Genomic DNA, 12,867 nt, shown 5'->3' on the forward strand with positions numbered 1-12,867 from the left:
GCGCTCCTAGCCGATAGCGGCTGGTCAGCTTCCGACCCAATTGTTGACGCCACATACATCAATCCAGAGGAAGCGGATGGACCGATCAAAAGCGGGTTCTGACCGTCACCCCATAAGTCGCCGGGTCCTGCACGAAAGAGGCCCTTGCGCGGTTACCCAGTGCACCGCGAAGCGGGACAGTGAACGTTCCTGTCCGCACCCGCTCGTCGAACACATTATTTCCCCATATTTCGAGTGCCCAGCTGCCATCATCTGCGCCGATGCCTGCACGCAGGTTTACCCGAACATTCCCATCCTGAATGTCACCCGGCAAAGGCAGGTCCGGGCGCAAGACCTCTGAAGGGAGAGTGGATGTCCGGCGGCTGCTTTCATAGCGCGCAGTGCCGGATAGAAAGAATTCCAGACGATCAGAAATCGGTGCTTCGTAAGTGCTTCCAAACACCACCGTCCAATCAGGGGCGTTGGTGAGCGATGCTCCGCATAGCGTGGCAGCATTCGGATTGAAACCCGCCGCCGTCGGGTCTTGTTCCGCGCAGTCGCTTGGATAGCGAGCGTCAGTGTAAGTGACCGCTACGTTAGCCGACAGACCGTCCGACAGCTGGGCCTGGCCTTCGACCTCAAACCCAGTGCTGCGCGCCTTGTCTACGTTGAATGTTTGGAACTGTACGCCTGTGAAATCGAGGACCTGAAAATCGCTGAGTATGGTGTCGAACAATGCGATGTTTATCCGCGCGCGGCGGTCGAGCACTTCAGCCTTCATTCCGATTTCGTACGCATCGACCTCTTCTGACGCGAAGCGCGGGTCAGCGCCGCCGACACCTGCGGACGCATCGAGATTGAAGCCACCGGACTTGAAGCCATGAGTAAAGCTGCCGTAGAAAATGATGTCCTCGCTCGGCCGGAAAGTCGCGTTGAGCGTGTAGATCAGCTCGTCGTCTTCAAACGTATCATCGAATTCACGCGGGAGCAGCGCTAGCGCCAGCGGATTGGCCGCGAACGCCGGGTTTATTCCCTCCAGCACTTCCAGGCTTGGTGCGGCAAACACGAAGCAGTTGAGTGCGACTCCGCCCACCCCGAGGAAATTGCCCGCACCTGCGTTCAGTGTGCCAAGGCAAGCATCATACTCGCCATCCACCTGCGTAAACGAGCCATCCTTGCTTTCATCGACGTAGCGAAGCCCAACCGTGAGGTCCAACTGGTCGGTGACGGAAAAGACGTTGTGAGTGAAGATCGAGAACGACTTGCCGGTCTGCTCATAGCGATTGGATGCGAAATCCCCGGTTGCGTCGACCCCGCCTGCGGTCAGGAACAACGGGTTGGGCTGAAGCGGCAGAGCCCCGAAGAGCCCGCCGCTCACGCCCGATTGAAACTGATCCAGCAAAGTGAGGGATTTCTGTTCTTCGATCTTCTCCCACGAGTAATAGGCGCCAATCAGCCAATCCAGACCTCCGTCAAACGCCTCTCCTTGAAGGCGGAGTTCATGCGTGGTTGACTTGATTCTGGTCGGATTGTTCAACGGTTCGAAATTCTGACCGCCAAGCGCTCTTGCCTGATTTGAGGCGCCGGCCGTGAACATGCGGAGCTGAGTGTAATCGGTTTCCAGCGCAGTGCGGACTTCGAAGTCGCGGTACGAAGCGACGTAAGTCAGTTCTCCGAAGGGCATATCGACATTATATTCCGCAGAGACGCCCCAGGTTTCAAATGGCGTGTCGAACTGGCCGTCATTGGATTTGAGGTCATCCAGCGCGTCTTCGCCGACGTTGGACGCACCGCCATTTGCGGGCAGCCCGAAGGCGTCAAAGTCGACCGTTGAGCCGTCACGGATCCAGATCGCATGACAACAGCTGTCGTCGCCTTCGGTGTAATCGCCGATAATGCGCAGTTGGCCCGCAGAGCCAAGATCGAACAGCACCTGGCCGCGTAACAAAAGCCGTTCGATGGAGTTGCTTTCAATCCCCGTCGGACCCTCGACATAACCATCGCGGTCGCGCGCTGCGCCGGCGAAGCGAAGTGCAATCTTGTCCGTGACGACCGGCACATTGATACCGGCTTGCACATTGATCAGGTCGAAGTTGCCATACGTAGCATTGGCAAAACCTTCCACGATATTAAGCTGAGGCTTGCGTGTCCGAATGTCGAGCGCGCCAGCTGATGTGTTGCGTCCGAACAACGTGCCCTGCGGCCCGCGTAAGACTTCGACCCGCTCGACATCGAGCAGATCGCTAAGCGCGATGCCGGGACGTGAAAGATACACACCATCCAGGAACACGCCGACTGCGCTTTCAAGACCAGTGTTGTTACCGGTCGTGCCGACTCCTCGAATGCGCAGCGTGGTCCCGCCGGTCGATGTTCCGAAGGAATTGAGATTGAAACTGGGGGCAACCGAATCAATCGCCGTGATGTCCGCTACACCTGCTCGCTCGAGCTGCTGAGCAGAAATGGCTGTCACCGCGATAGGAATGTCCTGAACGTCGTTGGCACGTCGAGTCGCGCTGACGATGATGGTGGGTAGCTGGCCCGAATCGTCACTTGCCGCAGGCTCGCTTGACTGCTCCTGTGCTGCAGCAATCGATGGCACTGCAGCTAATGCAACAGCCGAAATTCCAGCTCGCAAGAATCCGTTTACGCGTTGAACCTTAGACATCCGCCAATCCTCTCTCAGCAGCACCCCGGATTGGTGTGAAGGCGCAAGAGAGTGACTTCCCTCTGTCGTTTCTCCCAATCGCAATCCGAGATTGCTCTTCTTTTTGTGAGTGACGAAGTAACCGCAGCGTCTCAGCCTGAATGTCGAAAATGAGGCAATCTTGAAACGAACATGCTTGGGCAAGCGGGCGATTTCTTCCGCCTCAGTAATCGCCGCTTTCATTGCTAAGCCAGTCCAGCAGGTCGCTGCTGCTGATAATCTTGATTCCTCCGTAGCTCCGCTCGATCAGCCCAACCTTCTCCAGCTCCGTCAGAGCGCGGTTCATGGATGCGCGTGACAGCCCAATCGTTGCAGCAAGGTCGGTTTGCTTGAAGCGGACCTTCGGCTTGGCGGGTGGAGGGGGCGTGAGGATAAGCAGGAACTTGGCGACGCGCGGCACGAGCGGCAGGATGCGGATCGCATGGAGCATTTCCAGCAGGATATGTGATCGCATGAGCGTCGCACGCATCAAGGCACTGAGATAGGCGGGCTCCTCGGTGCCGAGCTCGAGAAATCTTTGTGACGGAATACGGATGACGCTCGTCGGACCGACCGCAGAGATATCGTGACTGAGCGGAATATCCGTAAACACGGTAAACTCGCCGAAGGAATGTCCCGGCCCCAGGAACGATGTGAGGATGAACTCGCCATCGGTTCCGTAGATACCCGCTTTCGCAGCGCCGCTCTCAATGATTGAAATGCCAGGATCTGTATCTCCACGGCTGTGAATATACTGTCCGTCGGTCAGTCTCCGCAGATTGCCAGCCGCCTTCAGGCGAGCAACCTGACCTTCATCGAGGAAGCTCAGGAAAGGTTTCGGTTGGAAGCGTGTAAGGTCCATCATTGGGGAATGTTGCATTTTCGACATTCCGAGCCAAGCATTCTTGTTAGGCCGCCGTTCTCGACGGGCATCAACTTCCTGATTACGCCGCCCTGGAGGTTTGATCTCCTTCCGCGCCACACACGGAAGACCGCATCTTATGAGAACAGACCTTGTAATCCTCCCGCTCGCGCTTCTCGCATCATCCTGCGCGGCGCCGCTGCATAGCGGCGGCGAGGAAAAGGCGGCACGCTGCACTTCGTCGGCAACGAAGAAGGAAGCCGCTCGCCGTGCGTTTCAGTTTGCTCTGCCGCTTTACGAGATGGCGCGCACGCGGCAGCGGATGCTCTCTCTGTCGGGGGCCGATTTCAATGCCCTGATCCATCGCCCGGCGCTGTCAAGGCCGGATGACCGCACGATAACTACGCCCAACAGCGATACCCTCTATTCCACTGCCTGGCTCGATCTTTCTGAAGGCCCCGTGCGATTTTCGATACCCGCGATGGGAGATCGCTATCATAGCGTTCAGCTGATGCATGGATTCTCAGACACTTTTGCGATCCTGCGCAATGAAGGCACAGTCCGGCGCCAGTTCCTCATTGCGGGACCTGAATGGGAAGGGTCGGCCTCTGCCGGGGAAACGCTGATCCGCTCGCCGACACGTGACGCATGGCTTGTCGCGCGAACATTTGTCGAGGGAAGCGGTGACCTGGCTGAAGCGCGGCGCTTGCAGGCGTCCTACACGATTGAGAGCGATGTGCCGATCGAGGCCGAGCTTGGAGAAGCGCTACCCGAGAGTCCTGGAGCAAGCCAGTTCCTTGCCGCTGTGAACGAGGCTTTGGCGCGCGATCCGTTGCCGCCAAGTCAGGCTGAACGGCTGGCCTGTTTCGCGCCAACCGGACTTGTGCCGGGTGATCGCAACTCCTTTACTCAACTTAATCCCACCATGCAGCGCATATGGGAAAGCAATCTCCCTACCTTTTACCGCGAAGCGAGGCAGGTATTCGAAAACGCCGGAACATTTCGCAACGGATGGCGCTACCCTGCGTCCAATATAGCCCAGTTCGAGACCGACGATGTGTATCGTTCGGCCATCGCGCTGGGTGGTCTCGCAGCGCTTCCGAAGCACGAAGCGTTCAATTCGATAACAACGCGCGATTCCGCAGGTGATGCGCTGGATGGTGCGAAGCACTATCGATTGCGCATTGCACCTGACGTCCCTGTCCAGGCATTCTGGTCATTGTCGCTTTATCAGCCTGCTGAATCTGGACGCTGGTTCCTATACGAAAATGCGATCGATCGCTATGCAATTAGCAGCACCGGTACTGATCTCGTAAGATCGGAAGACAGAGGAATATCGATCGATATCGCGCACACCAAGCCAACAGGGGCCGACAACTGGCTGCCAGCTCCGGATGGGCCGTTCCTGCTTGTCTTTCGTGCCTATCGGCCAAAACTGTCCTTTACCGACGGCGCATTTCTGCTCGATCCGGTCGAGCGAGCGAACGACTAGGTGAAGCCAGCCAGGCTGGCCGTCTGCTAACGCCGTGTTCCTGGTTCCAAGATAGCGTTGTCCGCTTTCCACCCATTAGCTGCCGGTAACTAGCTCCAGGAAGCATCCTGAAAGCCGACAATCCGCTTCGCACCGCTATCAGCCGAAACCGGACCAGCCGCTTCCGACCCAGTCGCGGACGTTTTGGTTGAGCTCCGTGTTTCAGTTAGGCTTCGTTGGGGTATCGCACGACTTCTTCCCAATCTGTGGCCTTCGCATTCGAAGGTGGATTATAGATCCCCTGGCCCGTTGCACATGACGTATCGTCTCTTCCGTTTTCTTGCGCGCGATTGGAGCAAGTTACGACCTGCCAATCAATCTTTGCATCATCGCCAAAGAATTTTGCCACGTGGTCAAGGTTAAATGGACCAAATTTGTGATGACCCAGCGCAAAAGAACCTGGCGGAATCATTCTGGTGCAGAGACGAGCGCCAGGGCGATACCAGCATTTATTAGCAATACATTGACCAGATGAGCCGCTGAATGAGGCGACGTCGTAATTTGGATTTCCCAAGTTCGCTTCATGAAACGAAGTAAACGCCTGGGTGCATTGAGAGTTGTTTGTGCAGGAAAGCTCAGGCGCACCTACCGCAGCCAAGTCAGCGTAAATGCATGCTCCACCGGACCCAAATGATCTTTCCTCCAGCGGTTGAGCATTCGTGCCTCTACTCACGCTGAAGGAGCCAGTGAGTTGGAAATTGTCCGGTCCCATTGGTATTACAGGACCAGGCTTCAAAACCTTAAATTCCGGAGGGACCACTGTTTGTGCGGCTACAGAAATAGATAGCGCAAAGACCGTGAACAGTGTTGCAATAGCCAAGCGAGATAAGAGCATACCGACCTCCCAAACACCAAGATACCGACAGCATCAATTCGGAACATCGACCCACTAATTGGGTGGATGATTGCGCTTCTTTTTTTCGCTTTGCAATCGCAAATGTTTGATGCGAAAATGAAGGTCGATTGGCTTGGAAAGATGAATAGCTCGACGACCGCTTTCCACCCAACAGCAGCCGCATCTCAGCTTTTAGAGGCGTCCTGATAGCAGACAGACTGCTGTGCTTAGCTTTCAGCCAGTAGAGGTCAGGCTGCTAACGACCCACGAACGGTCATACCTTGGCGTCATTCCTAAGCGAGCCGTCGGCATCCGACCTTGTCTGCAGCCATTACCGGATCGTTTTGGCCTCTGGAGCGGTAAGGCGTAACTTCCCACTCCAGCGCCTAATGCGGTCAAAGGCCGACGATACCACCGTCGTCTTTGGTGATGGCTACCACGCCAGAACGTGGGCGCCCGGTAAAGTTACCCGTCTGGCTTTGCGGCCAGTTGCTGCTCGGCGATGCCGGTTCGCCATCCTCACCTGGGTGTTGGATGCCGACGAACAGGGTGCGGCCATCCGGAGTTGTATCGACACCAGTGATCTCGCATTCCTTTGGACCGACCAGGAACCGACGCAATACGGCGACATCTGGTGCAGCGCCAACTTGCGTCAATTGAGAAGACGTCGCGCCGGTGGCATCCATCCCCGAAACGACCATCGCGCCGCCATCACCGACATACCCCGGCAATGCAGCAAGCATTTGGTCGTTGGTGCGATCGTCCATCGATCCATCGTCAGTCTGGATCCAAAGCAGCGGCCGAACGCGACCGGCGGGGTTCTGATCACGCGAGAACCACAGGCCATCAGGGCTGGCAAAATCATTATCGGTGGTCAGCCCCGAAATGTTGCGATCGACCCCGGCGATGACCGGATCCTGTGAATCCGCACCGAACAGGTAGATGTCCCAGCGGAAGGTCAGCGAGGCAGGATCGTCTCCTTCCTCGCGGATGCGAATGATGTGACCATTTGGATTGCCGTAATTGCCCGAACTCGTGTTCGGCGGATCATTGTAGAAGCGGGGGTTAGCCGCATTGACCTGCGAAATCGGGCGATTGCGCTGGCGATTGTTGGTCAGCGTCAGGTAAATTTCGCCGGTCTGCGGATTACAGGCAGTCCATTCGGGGCGGTCCATCGTCGTGGCACCCACTGCGTCTGCGGCCAGGCGAGTGTGGACGAGCACATCGGCCTGGCTCTTGAAGACATAACCAGTCGCATTGGGGATCTGCCCGAATACCAGCGGCTTCCATTGGCCGGTGCCGTCGGCATTGAAAACGGCAACACAGAGCGTCCCGTTGTCGAGGTATTTGTCACCTACGCCGAGCCGATCATCGGACTTCTCGTCTTTTTGCTCCCACGGTGTAGCCGAGACGAACTTGTAGAAATATTCGTTTCGAGCATCGTCGCCCATATAGACGGCCAGACGCTGGTTGTTAGCGACCTTGCCCATCCACGCGCCTTCGTGCCCCATTCGGCCCAGCGCAGTGCGCTTCCGCGGCGTGGAAGATGGGTCATAAGGATCTATTTCAACCACCCAGCCAAACTGGTTTGGCTCATTGCGGTGATCGAGCACGGCATCGTCTGGATTGGCAGTGGTGGCACCAGCATCCCACCGCGAGAAGATGTCTTGTGGCAAGTTGACCGCCTGGACTGACGCCCAGCCGTAGTTTCCGGTCGAACTGCTGACGCCGTAACGGCCAAGAGCGACCAGCTCTTCTGCAGAACGGTTGGCTGCGTCACCCGTTCGCTTGAAGTAGCCCGCCCAGTTTTCCTCGCAGGTGAGCAGCGAGTTCCACTTGGTAACGCCGTTGGCACAATTGTTGATCGTGCCGCGACCGTCAGTGCCTGCGGGCGAATATTTGGTCTTCACGAAGCTGGTGCCCCGCACCGGGCCGTTGATCTGCATTGGAGTGTTGGGCGTTATCCGACGGTTGAAGGGGCTGTTCTGCACCGTCTGCCAATCGCGCTTGCCCCGATCTATCAGTTCGATGACCGATACGCCGTGGGCCTCGATTTCCTTGATGGCTTCTCCTTCTGGCCGGGGCAAACCCGACGGGCCGTTCGGATGCAGATACTGCACATTGAGGTTCTCATGATTCTGCGCCAGCAGGCCGCGACTGGAAGAATTGGGATTGGGTTTGTCGTTAGGGCCGAGGCCGAAATAGTAGAGCGCGTCGCCATGATCGCCGATCCGCTGCGCGAAATTGGTATCACTCCCGTCGTTCTTGAAGGCCGGCACGCCGGCGGCAATTGGATCGCCGAGCGCCGTAATTACCTTGACCGAGTAACCTGCGGGAACAGTCACGACATCGTCGAAGTTCTTGTCGACTGTCGCGAATGTCAGCTTGGCTGGGTTGACCACCACTTCGACCGGAACAGTCTTGGTTGCGCTTCCCTGGGCGCTGCGGACATTGACCTGGATCGTTGTCGGCTCGGACACGGCGGGGGCAATGAAGCTGCCTGGACGCCCTTCAACCTCAAGCAATTCGACCTGTGGACCCATCGCTTGGGTATAGGACGCACTGCCAGAACTGGCGATCGATTCAAGCGAGACCATCTGGCCGGAAGATACCGACAAGGCAGTCTGGCCATTGGGGCTTACGGCTAACGTAGCAGCGCCGCTATCGCCGGTGCCGCAGGCAGCCACCAAGGAAGAACTGAACACTGCAACTCCGGTAGCCTTGGCGCCTCCCAGGATCGCGCTGCGGCGCGAAATGCGCTGCTCGATCATGTCGCCCAATGATGGGTTGTTGCTGGTGTTGGTATCGACATCGCCATCGGAATAGAGACCGGAATGCAGGCTTAGATCCATCGCTGAATACCCCTTTTGATTTGAGCGAATCTCAGGGTGTGAAGCTAATGTGAGTCGGTGACTCTTTGGCGCGATGTCGATGGCAGTGATCCGACCGAATCTTGACCAATTGCCGATTGTGGCAAGCTAATATCGATCAATTCTCCAAGGCTGCCATGATATCGCGCCACGATACGAGCTTGAAATTTTGCGCATAGGGCCGGTTGTCGCCATCCTGCGCGACGAACAGTCCGTCGGGGAACTGCGGTCCGAAATTGCCACCCTTCAGCTCGATCCCGTCGGTTTCTTGCGTAGCGCCAATGGCACCTGCAGCAATGCGAAATCGTCCGACTGGCTTGACATCGGGAAGGCTGAAGACCGCATAGGCGTTGTCACCCTGGCTTGAGGCGACCAGATACCCGCCATCTTTGTCATTCGGCATGATTGCCAGCCCCTCCACGTCCGCGACCAGCATGCGGTTGTCTACTGCTGCAACCAATCTCGGCGCATTGTCCGTCGCCAGATCAAAACGCCAAATCCCGGCCATTTCCTCGCCGACAAAAAGTTGATCGGTGCGATCGTCATATACGCACCCTTCAGGCTGGCTGGCGAGTTGATGTAGCTTGGTCGATTTTGCGACCCATGATCCGCCGCTTTGCAAGAAGTTCGACCTATAAACTCCGCCATCCTTGATTGGGCTGAAGATGCTGATCGAGCCTCCGGCGTCAGGCATGGACATGCACAAGCCATAGGCTTCACCTGGAGCAACTTTGAAGCGGCCTATTTCGGACAGTGCAGCTGTGTCGGTATCGAGCCATGCGAGCAGGATATGTGCGGTTGCAAGATCTGTGCGGTCGCTCGCTGCAACCAGCACCCGGCCATCTTTCAAGGTTGTCAGATCGACATTGTTGAGCAGTCCAGCGGGCAAGAAGCTGCGCGTTCGACCGTCAAGGCCGTAAACGTATAGTCCAGCCTTCTTGTCGGTCGCGACGACCAGGCTTTGCGCAGGATCGGAAGTATTTCGCCATATCGCCGGATCGTCTGCCGCATCCTGATCTGATGTTCCGACTGGTTCGGTTTCCGCAAGGGCAAAGACGGCCACCGCAGGGTCGCCAGTCAAAGGCATCGTCGCGCAACCCGCGACGATACCCGTTGAGAAGCAGAGGAGCGAAGCCAGAACTCTCTGCATCAGAAGGTCACTCTCGCGCCGAACTTCATCGTCCAGTTGTATTCCTCATACTGGTAGATGTTCTGGCGCCCGCCGAGACGGTTGTAGGCGAAATATTTCGCGTTGTTGATGTTGACCCACTCGTAGAACAGTTGGACTCTTTCGGTGGCCCGGAATTTGGCACTCAGATCCAACTGGAAATGATCGTCGACATAGCGATCGAAATCTGCCTCGTCGGCCAGTTCATCGAGATAACGATCGCGATAGGTGCCGGACAGACGGATGTCGAATGGGCCCTTGTCATAGCCTAGCGAGATATTGGCCGTATGTTTCGATGTCGCAGGTAGCGGGATTGTGCGCGGATCGCTGACATCGCCGTCGGTAAACACCGTGCCCTCAGCATCTGTATAGGTGTAATTCGCCTGGACGACAAAGCCATCGAGGGGGCCGGTAAATGCCTGTGAATAGCCAAGTTCGATACCGAATACTTCGGCCTTGTCGCCATTGATCGGGATCAGCGCTTCGTCGAAATCGATCCCGTTGAAGGTCCCGCTTTCCTGGACGGTGTCTACGATATAGTCCGATATTTCCTTGTAGAAGAACGCCGCCGAGATCGCTCCATTAGAGCTGAGGTAATATTCTGCCGAGGCATCGAAGTTCCAGGCCCTGTAGGGATCAAGCGCGGGATTGCCGAACTCGCCTTCGCGCTCGTCGTCGTCATTCTGCTCCACGGCAAATCGAGGCGCCAATGCCGACAACTTTGGACGAACAAGACTGCGATAACCGGCGACGCGAAGGATCAGGTCCGGTTGCGCCTCATAGCGGATGTTGAGGCTCGGCAGCCAGTTGTCATAGTTCTTCGTGAAGAAGCCCTGGCTGACCAAGACGGTGTCTTCGGTTGCCGTTGTTCCGTCGGGAAGCGTTCCGTCTTCCTCGACCAGGGTCACGACATTGCCTACAATATCGTTGGCTGTGTGCTCATAGCGCAAGCCTGCGATCACCCGCAGATCGGCGCTATCCCACCGGCCGAGCAGGTATCCGGCCGTTACATCTTCCTGGACTGAATAATCCTCGACCGCAGAATCGAACTGGCTGTCGGCCTCCACCAGTTCGAACTGGCTGGCATTGCTTAGGAAGAAGTCGGTCGCTTCGGTATAGCCCGGCAAAGGTGAGATGTCGGCCAGACGGTAAGTTTGGCCGATGCCCAAGGCGTCAGCCAATATGTAGTCGTCGATTTCGTAGAACTCGACAGTCTTGTTATAAGACTTCTCGCGGAAGCGCGCTTTGACCCCGCCCTGGACGGTAAACTCACCAGTGTCCGTCGCAAAGCGGCGTCCGAGATCCAGCTTCGCCGTATATTCCTCATCCTGGGAGTCCGACAGCGCTGTGAATTCGATATCGTTGAGCCCGTATTCTGCGGGATCGAAGAAGCTGCCCGGATCGGAAATGACCGAATAGGCAGGGACGCGCGGATCAGCGAAGTCGAAGCCAACAATCAGCCCGTCATCCGAGAAGCGCTGGCGGAACTCCGCTGGATCGACAGATCCGCTTTCCCGTTCGGTCGATTTGGCCCAGCTGGCAGAATACTCTGCGAACCAATCGCCCCAGTCGCTCTTACCCCCTGCGACCAGTGAGCGAATTCTCTGACGTTCGAAGCGATCCTTAACATCCCGCTCGACCTGAATACGCTGACGCACATCGTCCCCGCTAACGACGATAGTCGTATCGTCAAACGTCGCGGCAGATCCGGAAAAGCTGGTCGGCCCGAAATCCTCGAAATCGCCGAGGTCGAAGGTAAGACGACGGCGGTATTCCTGATCGTCGAACTGGCTCCAGATTCCTTTCACATAAAGCTCGGTTGAATCGCCCGCTCGGAAATCGAGTCCAAGCGTCGCGCTGATGCGCTCGCGTTCGACATCATAATCGCGATACTGAAGTTCGAGTGGGACAATCGCGCCATCGTCGATCCAGTCATCGGCCTCGATGTTGTCGGTCTCGAATTCACGCTTGTAGTAGGATATCCCGCCGGAGATGCCGACGTTCTCACCTAGCCGTGCGGCAAAATCGATGCTTCCCTTGGGCGTCACCTCGCCCGAATAGTCGTTATAGCTGCCTTCCAGCTTTACGGTCAGGAGATCGTTCTGACGATCGAAGGCGCTGGTCGTTTCAATTTCGACCGATGCGCCGATCGTGTCGCCATCCATATCGGGTGTGAGCGACTTCTTCACTTCGATCGATTCGATGATGTCGCTGGAAATTACGTCCAGCGCGACCGATCGAACATCGCTTTCGGGCGCAGGTAAGCGCACGCCGTTGAGCGAGGTAGAGACGAGTTCAGGATCAAGCCCACGAACAGAAACGAAGCGACCCTCACCCTGGTCATTCAGGATATTTACGCCGGGCAGGCGACGCAGCGACTCTGCTACGTTCTGATCGGGGAACTGGCCGATTGCGTCGCGCGTAAGCACGTCGCTCACCCCGTCTGCAGCACGCTTGCGGGCCAAGGCCGAAGCCTGGTTGGCAATCTGCCCTATCACCAAGATGTTGCCGTTCGCGGCAGAACCAAGCGCAAAGTTTACGGTCTCGACGCCAGCTTCGGATACAGTCACCGTCTGGGTCTGCGTTTCAGCCCCGATATAAGATACTTCAAGCGTGTAAGTGCCAGCGGGAATATCGGCAAAACTGAAGGAGCCATCACGTTCGGTTGTTGACACTCGACCGAGTTCGACAATCCTGATCTCGGCGGCGCGGATCGAAACCGTGTTCGCAGCATCGGTTACCTTACCTGCAATTTCGCCAGCATGGGTGGCAGAAGGGATAGAGGCCATTGCGATCGCAGCCCCAGCGAGCAGTTTGAATTTGATGGTCATGGAATGTTGCCCTCACTGTTTGCGAGGGCATTAAAAGCCATACATGTCAGCATGGCTGCTTTGCCGTGACGGCTTGATTAAGAGTTTGCGACAATCGTCCCAATCCAG

General features: G+C 56.8%; 7 protein-coding genes. 1 reads left to right on the top strand and 6 read right to left on the bottom strand.

The window, feature by feature from the left end:
* Positions 1-85: 85 nt before the first annotated feature.
* On the bottom strand, positions 86-2,866 hold the full coding sequence (locus G6N82_RS01240) for a TonB-dependent receptor (RefSeq protein WP_165192963.1): 2,781 nt from the start codon (positions 2,864-2,866) through the stop codon (positions 86-88).
* Positions 2,847-3,527 (bottom strand): Crp/Fnr family transcriptional regulator, encoded by a 681-nt coding sequence (locus G6N82_RS01245; protein ID WP_165192965.1) that lies wholly within the window; start codon positions 3,525-3,527, stop codon positions 2,847-2,849. Before G6N82_RS01245 ends, G6N82_RS01240 begins: the two co-directional genes overlap by 20 nt.
* 136 nt (positions 3,528-3,663) lie before the next feature.
* Here G6N82_RS01245 and G6N82_RS01250 point away from each other — a divergent pair, with 136 nt between their 5' ends.
* Entirely contained in the window at positions 3,664-5,016 is a 1,353-nt protein-coding gene (locus G6N82_RS01250; protein WP_165192967.1) for a DUF1254 domain-containing protein, read from the top strand.
* A 205-nt stretch (positions 5,017-5,221) separates the two neighbouring features.
* Here the strand turns inward: G6N82_RS01250 and G6N82_RS01255 are convergent, their stop codons facing one another.
* From G6N82_RS01255 to G6N82_RS01270, 4 genes are all read right to left on the bottom strand, one after another.
* The gene (locus G6N82_RS01255) at positions 5,222-5,890 is read right to left on the bottom strand and encodes a hypothetical protein (RefSeq protein WP_206520260.1); all 669 of its coding nucleotides are present in this window, start codon (positions 5,888-5,890) and stop codon (positions 5,222-5,224) included.
* A 395-nt stretch (positions 5,891-6,285) separates the two neighbouring features.
* Positions 6,286-8,742, bottom strand: coding sequence for a PhoX family phosphatase (locus G6N82_RS01260; RefSeq protein ID WP_165192971.1), 2,457 nt, complete (start codon positions 8,740-8,742; stop codon positions 6,286-6,288).
* Between the two features lie 136 nt (positions 8,743-8,878).
* Complete coding sequence (locus G6N82_RS01265) at positions 8,879-9,910, bottom strand: phytase (RefSeq protein WP_165192973.1); 1,032 nt, start codon at positions 9,908-9,910, stop codon at positions 8,879-8,881.
* Positions 9,910-12,759, bottom strand: a complete 2,850-nt coding sequence (locus tag G6N82_RS01270) for a TonB-dependent receptor (RefSeq protein ID WP_165192975.1) — start codon at positions 12,757-12,759, stop codon at positions 9,910-9,912. The genes G6N82_RS01265 and G6N82_RS01270 overlap by 1 nt, the downstream gene beginning before the upstream one ends.
* Positions 12,760-12,867: the final 108 nt, after the last annotated feature.

The organism is Altererythrobacter sp. BO-6 (assembly GCF_011047315.1).
In the GTDB taxonomy this organism is placed as follows: Bacteria; Pseudomonadota; Alphaproteobacteria; order Sphingomonadales; family Sphingomonadaceae; genus Erythrobacter.

Coding starts and splice junctions, on each gene's coding strand:
- G6N82_RS01250 (WP_165192967.1), top strand. CDS start 3,664: ATGAGAACAGACCTTGTAATCCTCCCGCTCGCGCTTCTCGCATCATCC.
- G6N82_RS01255 (WP_206520260.1), bottom strand. CDS start 5,890: ATGCTCTTATCTCGCTTGGCTATTGCAACACTGTTCACGGTCTTTGCG.
- G6N82_RS01265 (WP_165192973.1), bottom strand. CDS start 9,910: ATGCAGAGAGTTCTGGCTTCGCTCCTCTGCTTCTCAACGGGTATCGTC.
- G6N82_RS01260 (WP_165192971.1), bottom strand. CDS start 8,742: ATGGATCTAAGCCTGCATTCCGGTCTCTATTCCGATGGCGATGTCGAT.
- G6N82_RS01270 (WP_165192975.1), bottom strand. CDS start 12,759: ATGACCATCAAATTCAAACTGCTCGCTGGGGCTGCGATCGCAATGGCC.
- G6N82_RS01240 (WP_165192963.1), bottom strand. CDS start 2,866: ATGAAAGCGGCGATTACTGAGGCGGAAGAAATCGCCCGCTTGCCCAAG.
- G6N82_RS01245 (WP_165192965.1), bottom strand. CDS start 3,527: ATGATGGACCTTACACGCTTCCAACCGAAACCTTTCCTGAGCTTCCTC.